At 61.9% G+C, this 17,401-nt stretch carries 17 protein-coding genes and 3 pseudogenes; 10 read left to right on the top strand and 10 right to left on the bottom strand.

The window, feature by feature from the left end; genetic code table 11:
- Window positions 1–18: 18 nt before the first annotated feature.
- The 3 genes from ACNFBR_RS17090 to ACNFBR_RS17100 form a co-directional block, all read right to left on the bottom strand.
- Window positions 19–4,128, bottom strand: coding sequence for a CheR family methyltransferase (locus ACNFBR_RS17090; protein WP_416736012.1), 4,110 nt, complete (start codon window positions 4,126–4,128; stop codon window positions 19–21).
- Window positions 4,129–4,249: 121 nt separating this feature from the next.
- Window positions 4,250–5,347, bottom strand: coding sequence for a mechanosensitive ion channel family protein (locus tag ACNFBR_RS17095; protein ID WP_416736013.1), 1,098 nt, complete (start codon window positions 5,345–5,347; stop codon window positions 4,250–4,252).
- Between the two features lie 72 nt (window positions 5,348–5,419).
- Complete coding sequence (locus ACNFBR_RS17100) at window positions 5,420–5,920, bottom strand: DUF4142 domain-containing protein (RefSeq protein ID WP_416736014.1); 501 nt, start codon at window positions 5,918–5,920, stop codon at window positions 5,420–5,422.
- 216 nt (window positions 5,921–6,136) lie between these two features.
- Here ACNFBR_RS17100 and ACNFBR_RS17105 point away from each other — a divergent pair, with 216 nt between their 5' ends.
- From ACNFBR_RS17105 to ACNFBR_RS17130, 6 genes and pseudogenes are all read left to right on the top strand, one after another.
- A complete protein-coding gene (locus ACNFBR_RS17105; protein WP_416736015.1) occupies window positions 6,137–6,322 on the top strand; it encodes a hypothetical protein in 186 nt (61 codons plus the stop codon).
- A gap of 14 nt (window positions 6,323–6,336) precedes the next feature.
- The gene (locus ACNFBR_RS17110; RefSeq protein WP_416736062.1) at window positions 6,337–7,662 is read left to right on the top strand and encodes an iron-containing redox enzyme family protein; all 1,326 of its coding nucleotides are present in this window, start codon (window positions 6,337–6,339) and stop codon (window positions 7,660–7,662) included.
- A complete protein-coding gene (locus ACNFBR_RS17115) occupies window positions 7,662–8,615 on the top strand; it encodes a methyltransferase (protein WP_416736016.1) in 954 nt (317 codons plus the stop codon). Before ACNFBR_RS17110 ends, ACNFBR_RS17115 begins: the two co-directional genes overlap by 1 nt.
- A 7-nt stretch (window positions 8,616–8,622) precedes the next feature.
- On the top strand, window positions 8,623–9,729 hold the full coding sequence (locus ACNFBR_RS17120; protein ID WP_416736017.1) for a carboxylate-amine ligase: 1,107 nt from the start codon (window positions 8,623–8,625) through the stop codon (window positions 9,727–9,729).
- Between the two features lie 119 nt (window positions 9,730–9,848).
- Window positions 9,849–9,971 (top strand): annotated as a pseudogene (locus tag ACNFBR_RS17125) (PSPA7_2676 family Cys-rich small protein); the annotation flags it as partial.
- Window positions 9,938–10,202: pseudogene (locus ACNFBR_RS17130) on the top strand (Ku protein); the annotation flags it as partial. The pseudogenes ACNFBR_RS17125 and ACNFBR_RS17130, both read left to right, overlap by 34 nt.
- Before the next feature lie 5 nt (window positions 10,203–10,207).
- On the opposite strand, the pseudogene ACNFBR_RS17135 reads toward ACNFBR_RS17130, so the two are convergent.
- Window positions 10,208–10,603: pseudogene (locus ACNFBR_RS17135) on the bottom strand (DNA polymerase ligase N-terminal domain-containing protein); the annotation flags it as partial.
- A gap of 154 nt (window positions 10,604–10,757) precedes the next feature.
- Here ACNFBR_RS17135 and ACNFBR_RS17140 point away from each other — a divergent pair.
- Together ACNFBR_RS17140 and ACNFBR_RS17145 are read left to right on the top strand one after the other, a co-directional pair.
- Window positions 10,758–11,216, top strand: a complete 459-nt coding sequence (locus tag ACNFBR_RS17140) for a phosphotransferase system, HPr-related protein (protein WP_416736018.1) — start codon at window positions 10,758–10,760, stop codon at window positions 11,214–11,216.
- Window positions 11,216–11,446 carry a metallothionein gene (locus tag ACNFBR_RS17145; RefSeq protein WP_416736019.1) on the top strand — a complete coding sequence of 77 codons (231 nt, stop codon included), beginning with the start codon at window positions 11,216–11,218 and terminating at the stop codon, window positions 11,444–11,446. The genes ACNFBR_RS17140 and ACNFBR_RS17145 overlap by 1 nt, the downstream gene beginning before the upstream one ends.
- Before the next feature lie 81 nt (window positions 11,447–11,527).
- Here ACNFBR_RS17145 and ACNFBR_RS17150 read toward each other — a convergent pair whose 3' ends face one another.
- The 5 genes from ACNFBR_RS17150 to ACNFBR_RS17170 are packed head-to-tail and all read right to left on the bottom strand — an operon-like array spanning window position 11,528 to window position 15,832.
- Window positions 11,528–11,956, bottom strand: a complete 429-nt coding sequence (locus ACNFBR_RS17150) for a hypothetical protein (RefSeq protein ID WP_416736020.1) — start codon at window positions 11,954–11,956, stop codon at window positions 11,528–11,530.
- A gap of 27 nt (window positions 11,957–11,983) precedes the next feature.
- A complete protein-coding gene (locus tag ACNFBR_RS17155) occupies window positions 11,984–12,943 on the bottom strand; it encodes a lysylphosphatidylglycerol synthase domain-containing protein (protein WP_416736021.1) in 960 nt (319 codons plus the stop codon).
- Window positions 12,943–14,145 carry a cardiolipin synthase ClsB gene (gene clsB, locus ACNFBR_RS17160; RefSeq protein WP_416736022.1) on the bottom strand — a complete coding sequence of 401 codons (1,203 nt, stop codon included), beginning with the start codon at window positions 14,143–14,145 and terminating at the stop codon, window positions 12,943–12,945. The genes ACNFBR_RS17155 and clsB overlap by 1 nt, the downstream gene beginning before the upstream one ends.
- Window positions 14,142–14,915 carry an endonuclease/exonuclease/phosphatase family protein gene (locus ACNFBR_RS17165; protein ID WP_416736023.1) on the bottom strand — a complete coding sequence of 258 codons (774 nt, stop codon included), beginning with the start codon at window positions 14,913–14,915 and terminating at the stop codon, window positions 14,142–14,144. Before ACNFBR_RS17165 ends, clsB begins: the two co-directional genes overlap by 4 nt.
- A complete protein-coding gene (locus tag ACNFBR_RS17170) occupies window positions 14,912–15,832 on the bottom strand; it encodes a DUF72 domain-containing protein (RefSeq protein WP_416736024.1) in 921 nt (306 codons plus the stop codon). The genes ACNFBR_RS17165 and ACNFBR_RS17170 overlap by 4 nt, the downstream gene beginning before the upstream one ends.
- Before the next feature lie 165 nt (window positions 15,833–15,997).
- Between ACNFBR_RS17170 and ACNFBR_RS17175 the strand changes: the two genes are divergently transcribed.
- Together ACNFBR_RS17175 and ACNFBR_RS17180 are read left to right on the top strand one after the other, a co-directional pair.
- Window positions 15,998–16,378 carry a low affinity iron permease family protein gene (locus tag ACNFBR_RS17175; RefSeq protein WP_119370201.1) on the top strand — a complete coding sequence of 127 codons (381 nt, stop codon included), beginning with the start codon at window positions 15,998–16,000 and terminating at the stop codon, window positions 16,376–16,378.
- A 91-nt stretch (window positions 16,379–16,469) separates the two neighbouring features.
- Window positions 16,470–16,634, top strand: a complete 165-nt coding sequence (locus tag ACNFBR_RS17180; RefSeq protein ID WP_225850712.1) for a DUF6021 family protein — start codon at window positions 16,470–16,472, stop codon at window positions 16,632–16,634.
- A 152-nt stretch (window positions 16,635–16,786) separates the two neighbouring features.
- Here the strand turns inward: ACNFBR_RS17180 and ACNFBR_RS17185 are convergent, their stop codons facing one another.
- Complete coding sequence (locus ACNFBR_RS17185; RefSeq protein WP_119370200.1) at window positions 16,787–17,326, bottom strand: type 1 glutamine amidotransferase domain-containing protein; 540 nt, start codon at window positions 17,324–17,326, stop codon at window positions 16,787–16,789.
- Window positions 17,327–17,401: the final 75 nt, after the last annotated feature.

A 17,401-nucleotide genomic window follows, 5' to 3' on the forward strand; every position in this document is an offset into this window, starting at 1 on the left:
AAGCCCATCTTCACCTATTCAAACCGACGCTGAGCCATTCAGGCGCTCGATCGCGTCAATCAAGTCGTCATAACCCACCGGCTTGTTCAAGTGGCGGTCAAAACCGGACTGGCGAGACTTGTATTGGTCCGCGCTTGCCCCATAGCCAGTCAACGCGATGGCAGGGATGTAGCGCAGATGCTCCAGGCCGCGCAGCGCCCGGATCAGTGCATGGCCATCCAAGCCAGGCATGCCAATGTCGGAAATGATCACGTCGTAACGCGCATCTGCCGCCGACTGCAGCGCCAGTTTCGGGTCGCTGTAGGCATCGACGTCGGCATCTTCCATCAACAGCAATTGTTCCATCACTTCCAGCACATCGACCGAGTCATCCACCAGCAGGATGCGAACCCCTTTCAGCCGACCTTCTGATGGCAGGACTTCGCCCTGCACCTGGGGTTGCTGGGCGTACGCGCACAAAGGCAGGGTGATAATGAACGTACAGCCCTGGCCTATGCCGAGAGACTCTACGCTGACCGCTCCGCCATGGGCTTCTACCAATTGACGAACCAGGGAAAGGCCAATACCTAGCCCCTCTCGCCCATGGCCGGTGGGTGCAGCCTGGTTGAACAGCTCAAAAATATCTTCCAGGGAGTTCTTGGCGAGGCCTATGCCCTGATCGATGACTTCAAGTCGCGCCTGCTCATCCTGCCGAGCAAGTCTCAACAGAATTTCGCCATCGGCAGGGCTGAACTTCAGTGCGTTGTTCAGCAGGTTCCAGATGATCTGCTCGACACGGGTGCTGTCGGCCTCCACATAGACCGGTTCGCCATCGGCCGGCAGCGTCAGCCGAACCCTGCGACCGCGCTGTTCATTGCAGGCTACGGAGCAGATACCTTGCAGCACGGCGCATAAATCGACCGGCTGGGTCTTCAGTTTGAGTTTGCCCGTGCGGATGCGCGCTACATCGAGCAAGTCATCGATGATCCGCGCCTGGCTGGTGACCGCTTCGCGAATGACGTTGACCGCTTTGCTCGCCATGCCGGTACTTGTGACCGATGGTATACGTCGCAAGATATCGGCATTGAGCTGAATCAGGTTCAACGGGTGCTTGAGCTCGTGGGACATCACCGCGAAGAACTCGTCCTTCATGTGGCTGGAGCTTTGTGACTCGGCCAGGCGCTTGCTTTGTTCGTCCTGCAGGCGCTTGTGGCCGGTCAGGTCACGGGCGATCTTCACGTAACCGCGCAGGCTGCTGCCCTTGAGGCGTGACACTTCGCCACTGCAATAGAAGCGGCTGCCGTCCTTGCGCACATGCCAGCGTTCGTCCTGGCCGCGGCCATGCAGGCGCGCGGCACGCAGTTCACGTTCTGGTTCGCCATCTTCGCGGTCCTGATCGGTGAAGATCAGCGCATAGTGCTGGCCAATCACTTCATCCTTGGCGTAGCCGAAGATCAACGCAGCGCCCGTGTTCCAATCGATGATCAGGCCCTGTTCGTCAAGCAGGATGATGGCAAAGTCATGGGTGCTCTCAGCGACCAGACGCATGCGCTCCTCACCTTGGCGCAAGCGTTCTTCGGCTGCGCGGCTTTTGGTGATATCAATGAACGTCAGCACGGTGCCATCGACATTCTGCTCGCTGGCCCGGTACGGTAGCAGGCGCGCCAGGTACCAATGCTGGTCCTGGCCGATCACTTCACGCTCGATCGTGGTTTCGCGTTCGATCACGGCGCGTGCATCGTCTGCCAGGCCTGGGTATTCCAGACGATGGGTGATGTCGAGCAGCGAGCGGCCGGTGTCGACCGGCAGTATGCTGAAAATGGCGGTGGCCCCAGGGGTGAACCAGCGAATATGCAAGTTGCGGTCGACAAACACGGTGGCGATCTGGGTGGAGGCGATCAGGTTGCTCAGGTAGTCGTTGATCTTGTCGGTTTCATCGACCTTGGTCTTGAGCTCGTAGTTGACCGTCAGCAGTTCTTCGTTGATGGATTGCAGCTCTTCCTTGCTGGTTTCCAGCTCTTCGCTGGCCAGGCGCAACTCTTCGTTGATCGCCTGCATTTCTTCGTTGGAGGCCATCAGCTCCTGGCTGGAGATGTCCGACTGCTCGATGGTTTCCTGCAACTGCTGACGGGTACGCTGCAGTTCGCGCTCCAGGGTGCTCAACACCATGCCTTCGGTTTGCTGAATAGCAGGCGGGTTGTGGGGATCAGCTTCGCGAACCTGGAAAACCACCAGCAGGCATTCGCTGCCACTGGGTTCGTCATGGTGGGGCTGTACCTGTACCTGGACTTCGACGCGCTGATCGTCGACTGTGGTGATCACTGCGCCCGAGCTGACCGGCTGGCCGGTGTTCTGAGCCTGCAACAGGGTACTGCGCAGGGCAGGGCGCAGCGGCGTGAGTACCAGGTTCAGCAGGCTGGGGCTGACTTCGCCACCGGCGTGGCGCAGGAAGCGGCCGACACCATCGCTCATGTGCAAGATGTTGCCGTCAGCATCGACGATCAGGCTGGGCGGTGTGCGTCTGGACAATGCACGGTGATGGATTTCAGCATAGGATAGCTTGCGCAGGGGCTTGGGTTTGGCGCGTACTGCTTGCGCGTCGGGCGCCTGAAGCCGCCCCGGGCGGCGCGCCGGCTCCACTTCCCTGGCCCGGAAGATGCGATGGCGCTTGTCCACGGCAATGAACAGGTCGGCCGCCACGTCCGCTGATTCCGAACTGCCCAGGAACAGGTAACCTCCTTTGCGCAGGGCGAAGTGGAACAGCCGCAGGATTTCCCGTTGCACTTCCCGGTCCAGGTAGATGAGCAAGTTACGGCATACCACCAGGTCCAACTGAGAGAACGGTGGATCGGACAACAGGTTGTGCCGGGCGAACAGGACTTTTTCGCGAATGTCCTTGCGCACCCGGTAATGCTGGTCTTCCTTGATGAAAAACTGACGCAGCCTGGCTGTGGGTACATCGGTGGCGATGGCATCGGGATAGACGCCTAGCCGGCCAACGTTGATCGCACGTTCGTCGAGGTCGGTAGCGAACACCTGAACCTTGGCACTGCGCTGCTCCAGCGCCAGCTGTTCGGTCGCGATCATCGCCAGGCTGTAGGCTTCCTCTCCCGATGAGCAACCCGCCGACCAGATGCGCACTTCGCGTTGCAGGTCTTCGCTGTCGTCATTGGCCAGGCCCGGCATCACCTGCTGTTGCAGGGCTTCGAAGGCATCCCGGTCACGGAAGAAGTTGGTCACGCCGATCAGCATGTCAGCCAACAGGGCGCGACATTCTTCCGGATGATGCTCCAGGTAATTGCGATAGCTGGCCAGGTCGGTCTGCGCAGTGACATGCAGGCGCCGCTCAAGCCGGCGCAGGACGGTCGCGCGCTTGTAGTGCTGGAAGTCATGGCCAGTGCTGGTATGCAAATGGGTGAGGATGTCGTCGAGCAGCGGGTCGCTCTGCGCCGGGTCGCCTGAGCGCTCGCCAAGGGGCGGTGGCAGGCTGTCGTCTTCGATCTCTGGCAGGTTGACCTTGCGCGCCGTGCGCCACAGTTCCAGAAGCTTGCCGGGAATCTCGGCTACCGGCAGGATCAGGTCGACCATGCCGGTGGCGATGGCGGCCTTGGGCATGTCGGGGTACTGGGCGTCATCGGGCGACTGCACCAGGGTCACGCCACCCTGTTCCTTGATGCGCGATAGGCCCACCGCGCCATCGCTGCCGCTGCCTGAAAGAATCACGCAGAACGCATGGTCCTTGTGGACGTCGGCCAGGTCGCGGAAGAACAGATCGATGGCCACATGGTCGCCGCGGCTGCGCCTGGCCGGGCTGACCCGAAGATAGCCGTCATTGGTGGATAACCGGTTGGCCGGTGAAATCACATAAACGTGATCACGCTCGATCGGTACCGGTTCGCTCACCTGGCACACCGGCATGCGCGTGACGCGCTGGATCAGGCGGTCTGCCTGGCTCTGGTGGTCTGGCGACAAGTGCAACACCACGACGAACGCCATGCCGCAATGCTCCGGGGCGTGCTGGAAAAACGCCTGTACCGCCTCCAGTCCGCCGGCCGATGCGCCGATGCCGACCACCGGGAAATCCAGGTGGCTGGGGCTCAGCGCAGGGTTGTGCGGCGACGCGAGGGTGGTCTTGCTGGACGATTTCATGGGCACGAGCCTTGTGCGAACCGGGAGTGAGCAGTGGCAGCGATTATAAGCCTCGCACCGATGACTCGACGAGCGGGGTTCAAGTTAGGACTGCCCACGCTGGCCAAAGTGCCGCGGTCGCTCACAGGGCCTGGGGCTGCTCGAGGGGTTGCGGCAGTGCGGTAACCTTGATGGCACGTACTGGCACCGCAAACTTGGCACCGATCCTGTTGAAGCGCTCTAGCAGGTGAAAGTTGATGGCCTGTTGAATGTCCATGTAGAGGTTGTAGCCCGGGTCTTTCACGATATAAACGCATTCGAACTCCAGGGCCTCTTTGCCAAAACCACGCAGGTGGGCACGGTCGAAGCGCACCTGCTGCTGGTCCTTGATCGCTTCTTCGACGATGGCGGGCGCCTGTTTTACCGCATCAGTGGGCGTGTCGTAGGACAAGCCGAACTCGAACACGATGCGTCGCTCCTGCAAGCGTTTGTAGTTCTGGATCGTGCTGCTGATCATGCTGGCATTGGCCATGACGATCTGCTCACCGCCCAGGCTGCGGATGCGTGTGGTCTTCAGCCCCACGTGCTCCACCGTGCCCGCCAGCGGACCGATGACGATGAAGTCACCGACTTCGAACGGTTTGTCGACGGCGATCGACAATGAGGCGAACAGGTCACCCAGAATGTTCTGCACGGCCAGGGCGACGGCAATACCGCCCACACCCAGGCTGGCCACGAAGGCGGTGATATTGACGCCCAGATTGGACAGCATGGCCAGCAACACCACCGACCACAACAGCACGCGCGCGCCCCAGGCCGAAAGCGTGGCCAGCGCACTGCCTTGGTAAAGGCCGTCGGCGCTGTGCCGGCTGAAGTAGCGGGTCAGGCCCAGCGCGATGGCGCGATTGACCCAGAGGCCGATCTGCAGGGCAGCGACCACGAACCACAAGCTACTGACCCGGCTCAACCAGCGCTCGGGCAGGTCCAACATGCTCAAACCCACCAGCAGCGAAGCGAGCAGCAGCAGGCTGTTGCTGGTGCCGGCCAGTACCTTGGCCAGCACCTGACTCATTGCCCCGTCATGTTCGGACCAGCGCTGCACCCGGCGCATCAACAGGCCGATGACAGCTCTGGCAATCAGGAACGTCAGCACAGCAACGCACAGCGCTACCAGCAGGTTGAGGATAGAAATGCCGAAGAATGTGGTGTCGGTGAACAGTTTGATGATTCGATCATTCATAGGGAGCCCACCTCCAGATGGCTCAAGGCAGGGCCGCAGGACGGCCCTGGGGATTGCGCGGTGACGTGTGGGTTACTTGCCGTGGGTCGCTTGCAGCGCCTTGGCCTTTTCCAGATGGTGTTGCAGCGTTGGCAACTTGTCGCTGGCAAAGGCCTTCAGCTCCGGCTTGTCGGAGGAGGCGGCCTCTTTCTTGAACAGTTCCACGGCCTTTTCGTGCGCGTCGACCTGGTTATTGACGTATGACCGATCGAACGACTCCTCGCGCCATTCGAGAATCATCTTCTTGACCTTGTCGGTCAGCGCTGCTTCGTCGGGCACGCTGATGTCCAGCTTGCGGGCGATATCACCGAGTTCCTGATTGGCTTTGGTATGGTCTGTGACCATCTGCTGGGCGTACTGCTTGATGTCTGCGCTTTGGCTCTTTTCCTGCGCCAGGTTGCTGGTAACCACTTCGGCGATGCCGGCTTCAGTTGCCGCATCGACGAAGTCGTCCGAAGACGCTGCCTGAACCTGCAGCGACGCCAGGCCCATCAACAGGGTAACTCCGGCGATTTTCAAGAATGGTGCGTTCATATCTCACTCCTTCGTGCAGTTGGCGCGACCTCAATGTCGCACTCGGTTGAGCCGCAGGTGTGGGTGAAGGTTTAGTTTTTCTTGAATACAGGGCGGCCGCGGCAGAGCAATCTGCGTTTCCGGGCACCGCTCATCCGCTATGTCGTAATCAGAACGAATTCAGGGGGGCGCGTTGGACTCGTTGGTATAAGTCTTCAAAATAAGCGAGAGCTCGACATGAAAAGCAACCTGTTCACCACGCTGTTGTTGACTGCCAGCTTCACGCTGCTCGGAGGTTGCTTCGACCGCGATAACGACCATCCAGCGAAGGATGCCGACCCGAGTAAACCGTCGCTTCAGATGCAGCAACCCAGTGACCCTGCAACCGCCCCTCCAGCTGAGACCAAACCGCAGAACCCATGAGCGAGGTACAGGGCATGGTGGCGATGACACCGGCAGGTATAAGGACTCACAATGCCAAATTAGGGCTGGAGCATCGCTATCGAGCGCTACTTGAGGGCCCGGAGCCAACCACCGAGGCCTGGCTGGAGGAGCAACTGCGTCTAGCCCGTGCGCTTTCCGACGACCTGCCAGATGATCCTGGGCTACTCCCGCAATGGGCGGATAACCATGCGGGACGTGTCGCCAGCGAGCATGCGGCCTACCTGGAACAACGGCGTCATGGCGGCCCCCGTCGGTTTTTTGCCAATCGTGCCCATGCCTTGTGGTTTTTGCAGCAAGTCGCGCCGACCAAAGCGGTCGACGGCGCATGGCTACACGGAGCCCTCTGGCATTGGCAGGACCCGCGCTTCCATGGGCTTATCCGCACCTTCCTCGAAGAACTCGGAGACGGTGACCCACGCTGCAATCACGTGTTGATCTACCAGCGCTTGCTCAGTCGCCTTGGTTGTCTGCAGGAGCCATCGCTTGACCCCGCTCGCTACCTGCAGGGCGCGTTGCAACTGGCGCTCGGCCAGCACTGCGAGCGTTTTCTTCCAGAAGTGATCGGTTACAACCTGGGTTACGAACAGCCCCCCTTGCATCTGCTGATCACCACCCACGAGCTGGCCGAGCTGGGTATCGACGCCCATTACTTCCAGTTGCATGTGACCATCGATAATGCCGCCAGCGGCCATGCGCGCCGCGCCGTAGAGAGCTTCACCGAGCTGGTGCGGGATGAGCGACCCGCGTTCTACGAGCGTGTCAGGCATGGCTACCGTCTTAATGACCTGGGGATCGACACGCCGTCGTTGATCGCCTCGTTCGACCTGCAGGCCGAATTGCTCGGCGCGCTGGAGCGCAAGCGCATCTATGGGCAGTGCATGCATTCAGACCGTTGTTGCCTGCAAGGACGCACCATCAACCAGTGGCTTGCCGAACCCGGCGCGATGCCTGATTTTCTGGATACGCTACAGGTTCAGGGTTGGATCAAGCGGGACACCGATCCCCGAGAAAGCCGCTTCTGGTCACTGATAGAAGGCCCTGTAGCGGCCATGTTCGGTGTGTTCGATGCTTATGAAAAGCAGCTTTGGCATGACTGGATCTCCGGAGACTGGCAAGGCGCAGAAATCCGTCGGGTGCCGCCAGGGCAGTGGGAGCACGCTTTGCAGTTGGCAGACGAACCACCCCTTGCGCCGCAGGCTGCAGACATGGCAGCGCTGATCGAAGCGATGGCTGGCAATCGGCATGCTACCCCGGAGGGCCTGCACGCCACCCGCGCGTTCATTCAGGCCACCGGCTTGATGCAAGGAGGGCTCTACTGATGCTGCTCGACCAGGACCAGATCCGTGCCGATGAGGCCTTGTTGCAGTTGGGGCGTCGCCTGCGTGCCGACGGCTATCGTTTCACCTGCGTGACGCCGGCGTCCCAAGCCAGGGTCAATGCCCGGGCCGATGCGCAGCAGGCGCGTACCTTGCGTGATGTGTTCGGCTGGAGTCGACCGTTTGCCGCGTCGCTGCTCAGCCCTGACGAACTGGAGCAGCTACGCCTTGCCAGGGTGTTGGAGGCACAGGGGACTCTGTGGCGCAGCACTGTGCGCTGGTCCAGCCTGGACGATCTGTTGCTGGTACATGCTGCCTGGCCAACGGACAGCCGCGACGCGGTGTTCTTTGGCCCGGACAGCTACCGTTTCGCCCAGCTGATACACGATCATTTGAGAAGCACGCCCGAGCGCGTGCAGCATGCCGTAGACATCGGCTGTGGCAGCGGTGTCGGGGCGTTGCTGATCGCTCGCGCCGCCCAACACGCTCAGGTTTGCGCAGTGGACATCAACCCTATGGCATTGCGCTACACCGCCATCAATGCCGCCTTGGCCGGTGTGGCCAATGTTTCGGTCGAGCGCAGTGACCTGCTCAATGACATCGCAGGTACGTTCGACCTGATCGTCGCCAACCCGCCGTACATGCTCGACGCCGGACAGCGCGCCTACCGCCACGGCGGCGGCGCACTGGGTGCCGAGCTGTCGCTGCGCATCGTCGAGCAAGCCCGGGAGCGCCTGTCGCCCGGGGGCACGTTGCTGCTGTACACCGGTGTCGCCATCGTCGAGGGGCGCGATGCGTTGCTCGAAGCCATGCGGTTGCGCCTGGCGGGGCCTGCGTTCAGTTGGTTCTATCGCGAGCTGGACCCAGACGTATTCGGTGAGCAATTGCTTGAACCGGGTTACGAGCAAGTCGAGCGCATTGCCGCTGTGGCCCTGACCGTCACGCGTCGCGGCTGATCGCGTCGTGGCGCGGCAGTGCACGTTTGGCATCGAGGAAGAATACCTGCTGGTGAAGCTGGCCACCGGGCAGGTCATGGCTGCTCCGTCAGCAGCTGTGGTGCGCTGTTGTCGGGATGCGCTGGGCCCGTGGTTCGCCGAGGAAATGTTCCACAGCCAGATAGAGATCGCTTCGCCCATATTCGACGCACTGCACCAGGCCCGTGATTTCTTTGGCGAGCGGCGTCAGCGCCTGGCCCAGGCGCTGGCCGACGAGGGCGCCGGGCTATACGGCGCGGCGAGCCACCCCAGCGCCCAGTGGCTGCGTCAGCGCCCACGTGGCACCCCTCACTATCGTCAGTTGTTCGACGATTACCAGCTGGTGGCTCGACGCAGCCTGTTGAATGGCCTGCACGTGCACGTTGGCGTACCGGTGGGCATTGATCGAATGCGGGTGATCAATAGGGTGCTGTACTGGCTGCCCTTGTTGTTGGCGCTCAGTACCTCGTCGGTGTATTGGGGAAGTGAGGATACCGGCTACATGAGCTACCGCCGCGCAGTGTGCGGGGAATGGCCGCACATGGGGCTGCCAGAGCCTTTGCCGGACTGGAGCGCCTATCAGCGCTACCGGGCATTGCTGCAACGTACCGGCAGCCTGGCCGAGGATGGCGACTTCTGGTGGGCGATCAGGCCCTCGCGGCGTTTTCCGACGGTGGAGCTGCGGATCTGCGATGGCTGCCCGCGGCTGGAAGATGTTCTGGCCGTCGCCGGCCTGTTTCGCCACCTTGTCGAGCAGGCGCTGGCCCGCCACGATGGCCCCGCCAGCCGCGAGATGCGCTGGGTCACCCAGGAAAACTACTGGCGTGCCCTGCGTCAGGGCCGCCTGGCCACCTTCATCGGTGTCCACGAGCAACAGCCGGTCAGTGCCGAGGGCTGGTTGACGCAGCTGCAGCAACAGTGCCCGGCTGACACCGCCGATGCCGAGCGCTCATTCGTTCAGGCCCGGCACATCCTGCGCGAGGGCAGCAGTGCCGATCGCCAGCGCCAAGCCTTCGCGCTGGCCCGTGAACAGGGCCTGGATAACCGCCAGGCATTGCGCGCAGTGGCCGGGCAGGTGATGAACGACCATCGATAGGGCCGGGGGCAAGCCGTTGCCCTGATGGCCTGACCGGGATATCCGGATAAACCTTCGCGGCGTTGCGCAGTCAGTTTTAGTAAGGGCCCGGATACCCCAGAGGACCAGGGAGGTGGCTGATGAAGCTCTTCTGCCTGCTGCGTGGCTGCCAATGGCGCAGCGTGTCGGTATGTGAAGTCGCCGGGCTTCACTGCCAGTGTTGCGAACGCTGTGGCGCGCTGCGCTACAGCCAGCCCGGTCAATCTGGAAAGGCGCCATCAGCTTCGGCTTGGTGCACATCCCTGTCTCGCTGAATACCGCGGTGCGCAGCGAGCGGGTGGATTTCGACTGGCTGGACAAGCGCAGCATGGAGCCGGTTGGCTACAAGCGGGTGAACAAGGTGACCGGCAAGGACACCGACAAGGAGCCATATCCCGCTGCAACAGTTTGACACTCCCTACTACCTGAGCCCCGACCGTCGTGGCGGCAAGGTCCAGGGGGTGCGGAACTGGTTCCAGACCCCTGACAGTTTCTCGCCCTGCAGGCGAAAGCGCAGCTTGCCCTTTGCATAGGCTTCGCGTGGGTCGCCCTCGGGCTCCCAGACGCCCCGATCCCAGACGATCACATCGCCGGCGCCGTAGTGGCCTTCAGGGATGCGCCCTTCGAAATTGGCGTAGTCCAGCGGGTGATCCTCCACGTGCACTGCCAAGCGCCGAATCTTGGGATCCAGTGAGAGGCCCTTGGGAATGGCCCAACTCTTGAGGGTGCCGTTGAGTTCCAGCCGAAAATCGTAGAGCAGGTGGCTGGCATCGTGCTTCTGGATGCAGCACTGCAACGCATGGGCTGAGCGGGGGCGGGCGCGCTTGCGCTGGTACTCCTGCAGGGGCTTGGCGATGACGGGCTCCGGAAGGGTTCGCGGGTTTCAGGATTGGGAGGCGGCGGTGGCGCGAGGAGTTCAAAAAAATGCGTGGGACGGGGCAGGCAGAAACTCTGAATCATTTGCCGCCGGGGAGGGTCGACCGGATGAAGCCCACAGATGGAGAGCGTTCATGTCCACACCTGATGACCCAAGATCGCCCATTGAGATCGACGACACCGAGGACCGCATGGGCAGCGTCCACGAGCTGGATTTCAGCGAACGCCGCGATGAACGCCAGGGGCGTGTCGGCGACGAGCGTCCGGCCCGGGAGATCGCCGAGGATTACCCGCCCCGGCGTGTCGCCGAAAGCGGCATGACCGGCGGCGAGGCGCTGAGCGACAGCCTGCACGAGGACAATGTCACCCTCGATGACCTGAGCCCCGATACGCTGCTTGATGAGACCGGTGCCCGCGATCCGGATGAGCCTGGGAGCGGCGGTCCGGCGGACAAGGCCTTGCGCCAGGTGGAGGCCCACGAGATCGGTGGCGGCTTCGGCCTGGACGAAGCCGAACTGGCCCGCTCCGCGCCGCTGGACGGCGAGCCGTGGACCGATGACGTGGTGCCCGATGACGAAGGGAGAGAGCCGTGATGAATGAGCAACGTTGTTCCTGCCCCCATTGTTCTTGCACCGTGGATGCCAATGCAGTGGTCCAGGATGGCAAGGCCTATTGCTGCGAGGCCTGTGCGAAGGGCCATCGCAATGGCGAACCCTGTCGAATGAGCGACTGCAAGTGTGGTGAGTTGGCTGCGTCGAATGAGTCCAATGTCGATAATGCACTGGAAGAAACATTCCCGGCGAGCGATCCGATCTCGCCATGAGGCCAGTTGCTGCCAGATGTGAGACGGGAGTTGAGATCATGTGGAAACGCACCCGTCACGCGTCTGGCTTGAGTGACGCACTCAATGGGTCTGCCAGACACCGTTGTTGCGTTCGCAATCGCTGCGGGCCTGGCCTAGGCTGGGGGTGTCGTAGTAGTACGTGATGATCCGCGCATTCTTGGGCAGCGCAGGGCGGGTGGCAGGTTCATCACGCCCAGCGGCATCGGGGTTGGCCAGTGTCTCCTGCGTCAGTGGCGCGATACAGCTGCCAACGCTGCCGTCGGGGCAACGCTCAACCCGACGCTTCTGGCTGTTTAACATCTCCTTGCTTTCGTTGCTGCACGACCAGGCAATCGCTTCAGCGGGCATGTCGCTGTAGCTGTAACAAGTGTGCTGCTGCACGGGTTTGACCGCCTCGCTGGATGAGCGGGTAACCACGTCGCAACCTTCGGCCAACACCTGCCCACTGCTCAGAGTGCCCAGCATTGCCATGTACAGAGCGAATCGCATGATATACCTCCCGGGCACCAAGGCCCGTCAGCGCTTGTCGAGGGCTGCCCCGGCCTGCCTGCGCAGGGCCTTGGCGCGCTTCTCGAGAACCAGGTAGGTCACCACCGCCAACAGCAGCGGGATCAGGTAGTACAACGTTCGATAGCCCAGCAGCGCCGCGACCAGGGTGCCTTGCCCTAGCTGGCCGTGGAGCAGCGCCAGGAATACGGCTTCCAGTACGCCAAGCCCAGCGGGAATGTGGGCCACCACACCGGCGACGCAACTGATCAGCAACACACCCAGCACCGAGGGATAGAACAGCTCGTGTGGCAGCAGCAGGTGAATCAGCGCTGCCATCAGCGCCCAGTTGCTTGCGCCCAGCGCGACCTGGCAGAGCGCTAGACGCAGGCTCGGCAGGGTGACTTCGTGCCCGCGCAGCGCCCACGTGCGCCGCTTGGCGAAGGCGCAGGCGCACAGGTAAGCCAACGCTACCGCCACCATCAGTACGCCGATCAGGCGCAGGCCGCTGGCACCCACCGCCCAGCTTTCCGGCAGCTTCACGAAGCCCAGGGCGAATACCGTGCCGGCCAGCAGCAGGTAGCCCATCCAGTTGGTCAGCAGCCCCAAGGTGAGGATGCGGGTGATGGTCGGGGTATCCAGGCCCAGCCGACTGTACAGGCGATAACGCAGGGCAACGCCACCGACCCAGGTGGTGAAGTTGAGGTTGAACGCGTAGCAGACAAACGCGACCGGCAGTACCTGGCGGGCCGGCAGGCGGTGGCCGGTGTAGGCGCGGGCGAGCAGGTCGTAACTGGCGAATACCAGGTAGCTGCAAAGGGCCAGCAACAACCCCAAGGCCAGGGTCGAGGGCCGGTACGCCAGCAGCGATTGGCGGACTTCGTTCCAGTCCAGGTTGCGCGCCAGGGAGAACAGCAGCACTGGTATCAACACCAGAAACAGCACGGTCAGCAAGCGTTTGCCCCAGGTCTTCCAGCGGGTAGTGGCCATCAGGTCTTGCCCCCGTGGTAATCGGCCGGGGCCTCGCCGTCGGCTTGCAGCGACTGCAGGCGCTGCCTGTGCGCCGGAAACCAGCCGGCGATCCGCGGGAAGTAGCGCGTGATGTGAAAGCCCAGGAAGATCAGCGGAGCACGCCACCAGTAGCCGCGCACCATGCGCTCCAGCGTCACGGCCTTGCAGTGCTCCCGGCTCAGTTCGGTCAAGTGCTGGTACAGGTGTTCGTTGAACGCGGGGTCGCGGATCAGCAGGTTGGCCTCAAGGTTAAACGACAGGCTCAGTGGATCGAGGTTGCTTGAGCCTACGGTGGACCAGTCGTTGTCCACCAACGCAACCTTGCCATGAAGCGGCCGCTGGCAGTACTCATGGATGCGCACGTCGTCGCGCAACAAGTAGTTGTAGAGCAGCCGCGAGAGCGCGCGTACCCAGTGCATGTCCGGTTGCCCCTGGAGGATCAGCGTCACCTCGACCCCGCGCCGAGCGGCGTTGCGCAGTTCGCGCAGCAAGCGGTAGCCGGGGAAGAAGTAGGCGTTGGCCACGACGATTCGTTGCCTTGCTTCACGGAAAACCTGCAGGTAGCAGGCTTCGATATCGTTGCGATGGCGCTGGTTGTCGCGTTCCACCAGTACGGCGCTGGCCGGGCCAGAAGCGATGCCGCCCGGCTGAACCCTACTGGCGGCATCCAGCACCGGTGCGAGCATACGGCAGGAAGAAGCATGCACCTGGGCCACTACCGGGCCGACGACCTCCACGGCGTAGTCCTGCTTGGCCTGGGGGCCGAAGTCACCCAGGTGGTCGGCACTGTAATTGATGCCGCCGATGAAGGCGCGTTGCCCGTCGATTACCAGGATCTTGCGGTGCAAGCGGCGAAACAGGTTGGTGCGCATGCCCACCAGCCGCGGTTGCGGATCGAATGAATGGAAACGCACCCCGGCCTCGGTCATCGACGAGATGAACTCGTCAGGCAGGTCGGCGGTGCCGTAGCCGTCCACCGCCACCTCGACCCGCACCCCGCGCCGCGCGGCATCAATCAGGGCTTGGCGCAGGGGTTGACCGACCTTGTCGTCGTAGATGATGAAGGTTTCCAGGAGGACTTCCTCGCGTGCCTGGGCCATGGCCTCGAATACGCGGGGGTAGTACTGCTCGCCGTTTATCAGCAACTCGACGCGGTTGCCGTCGCACCAAGGCAGCTTCATAGCGTCACCTGCGCCACCAGCGGGGCATGGTCGGAGAGGTGGGACCATGGGTATCTGGACAACACCCGTGCTTCGCAAGCTTGTGCGTTACGCAGGTAGATGCGGTCCAGCCGCAGCATCGGCAAGCGCGCGGGAAAGCTGCATGCCGGCTTGCCGAAAGCCTCTACCAGGTGGCTCGACAGCCTCGCATCTGCTTTCAGGCGCCAATCGTTGAAGTCGCCGGCGACGATGACCGGCTCATCTGGCGGCAGGCTGTCTAGCAATGCCAGCAGCAGGCCGACCTGACGCTGACGATGCGCTTCACGCAGGCCCAGGTGTACGCAGACTGTGTGCAGCTGTTCATGGCCCGGCACTTCAAGCTGGCAATGCAGCAGGCCCCGTTCTTCGTTGCCATGGACCGAGACATCCAGGTTGTCATGGGCGCGAATGGGATACTTGGACAGCAGGGCGTTGCCATGGTCGCCATGGGGGTAGACCGCATTGCGGCCATAGGCGAACTGCGGCCACATGCTGTCGGCGAGGAATTCGTACTGGGGTGTCTGTGGCCACTTCGGATGGCGCTCGGCATGGTGCTGATGACTGCCGTGCACCTCCTGAAGAAACACCAGGTCGGCGCCGGTCGAGCGTACCGCCTCGCGCAGCTCCGGCAAAATGAAGCGGCGGTTGAACAGGGTGAAGCCTTTGTGCACGTTGAGGGTCAGTACCGTCAGGCGATGTACGGCGCTGACCTTGTCAATGATGCAGCGGGGGGCAGGCAGTGTCGGGTTCATAGCGGCTCCTGCGGCTTGACGCCTGGTTCGGTCACCAGCTCGCCGTCAAGGTTTAGCTTGTCCAGCAGGCGCCGGGCATCGTAAGGGGCATGGACTTTCTGGTCGTTGTCGAAGTAGCAGTAGACGTCACGGGAGGTGCGTTTGGCCGGGGCGCGGCGCACCACACGCTGAGCATCCTCAGGCTGGCTGCCCGCAGCCCAGGCCTGGATGCGCAGGCGCCAGCGGCGCAGCGCCCTGGCCGTGTAGCCGCTGCTGTACAGTTCGACATCGCCATGCAGGCGCAGGTACACGAAATCGGCCGTGACCTCTTCGACATAGGGCCATTTGCCGGCGCTGTCGGCGACCACCAGGGCAACCTTGTGCTTGCGTAGCAGGTCGATGAAGGTGTCGCAGAGGAAGCTGGGGTGGCGGATTTCCACGGCGTGGCGAAGGTGCGCATTACCCGGCACGGCCGTGCCGCCGTTGCCTTGCAGGCGTTCGGCGGCGTGGCGCGCAAGGCTGCGGGCGGCTTTGCGGTCGCGTGGCAGCTTGGCCAGAAAGTCGCTGAAGCGCTGCGCATCGAATTTCAGGTTTGGGGGAAACTGCCACAGGAAGGGGCCCAGCTTGTCACCCAGCAGCAAGGGGCCCGATGCGAAGAAGTTGGCAAGCGCCTCGTCGATTTCGCGCAGCCTGCGTACGTGGGTGATGTAGCGCGGCGCTTTGACCGAGAACACGAACCCCGCCGGTGTCTCGTCCCGCCACTTGCCATAGCGCTCGGGCGTTTGCAGTGCGTAAAACGAACCGTTGATTTCGATGCTGTTGACTGCCCGCGAGGCAAACGCCAGCTCGTCGTCCTGGCACAGCCCCTCGGGGTAGAAGTCCTTGCGCCATGGGCCATAGCGCCAACCGGAAATTCCGATGCGGATCTCGCTCACCATAAGTCCCTGCGCTCCTGTAATTAACAGTAGCGACAGGTACCGGGACCGGATTGTTCAGTGCGATTGACGAGTGGGTGGCCATGCAAAAAGGGAACTTTACCGGTGTTGCAATCCTCCACCGGATGCCTGGGTTCCACTGAGGTACACCATGAAGGAGGCTCAGTCATGAAGTTTGATCGGTTTGCACAATGGCTAGCCAACCATAGCGGGCGGCCGTTGACCTTCGTTATTGCCTTGATGTTGATCATTGCCTGGGGCGTAAGCGGGCCCTTGTTTCATTTCAACGACACCTGGCAGTTGGTCATCAATACGTCGACCACGATCATCACATTCCTGATGGTGTTCCTGATCCAGAATACCCAAAACCGTGATAGCGACGAATTGCACATCAAACTTGACGAACTGTTGCGCACTACCCAACGGGCGCATAAGGCGTTGCTCGACCTTGAGGATATGGGGCCAGCTGAACTCCATGCGCTTCGAAAGCGATACCAGCAACTGGGGGAGCACGACGAAGCGGGGCCGGACAGGGAGGACTCCCATTGACGTGTTCAAAATCAAGCCATGGCATTGTTCAGACAGGGGCAAGGCCGTGACGGTGAACAAACCACACTTCTCACACTTCGGAGAGCAGATGATGAACAAACCCGACGATCAGCGGCAGAAAGGCCCCCATTCTTCCGATCATGCAACGACTGATCAGGACCTGGGGTTCGATCCGGACTCTCCGGATCTGGATGACCCTCAAGTGGATCCGCAGGGCCCCGCGAAACCACCCAGGGACGTGGAAAAGAAAGCGTAAGCCTGACTACCGTGGACGAATGCCTGTCGCACCTGCATCCATCTGTTGCCCCGGCTCGTCTTCCACAGCTCGACATGCCTGCCATGCCGGACATAAGGCGTGGGCTTGTTGAACTGGCAAACCCGTTGTTTGCCAGTTCATGGGTCAGGCAGCTAGCCAGCAAGGGCTTTGATCAATTGCTCGCTGAAGGCGGGGATATCATCCGGCTTGCGGCTGGTTATCAAGTTGCCGTCCACCACTACCTCTTCATCGACCCAGTGGCCACCTGCATTGCGGATATCATCCTGCAAGGTCTTGTAGCTGGTCATCCGTTTGCCCTTGGCCAGTCCACTCGATACCAGCAGCCAGGCGCCGTGGCAGATGACCGCCAGTGGCTTGCTGGCTGAATTGTGGCTTTTGACCAGTTTCTGGGCGCCAGGTATCAGGCGGATGGTGTCGGAATTCTGTACCCCACCCGGTAGCACGATGGCATCGTAAAGGTCGAGGTGGGCGCTGTCGAACGTCGCGTCCACCGCAAACTCATCGGCCGGCTTGTCATGGTTCCAGCCGCGGACAGTACCTTCCTTGTCACTCAGGATGTCGATCACGGCCCCATTTTTCTGCAAGGCTTCGCGAGGTCCGGTCAACTCCACTTGTTCGAAGCCATCGGTGACCAAAAAGGCAACGCGCTTGCCACTCAGTTTTGCACTCATCGTTCAATCTCCGTTTTCGCCAGGTGTGGATGTGGGACGTCTCGGACAGGGTGAGAAGTTCCAATGCACTACTTC

Source organism: Pseudomonas sp. NY11955, from assembly GCF_048068035.1.
GTDB lineage: Bacteria > Pseudomonadota > Gammaproteobacteria > Pseudomonadales > Pseudomonadaceae > Aquipseudomonas.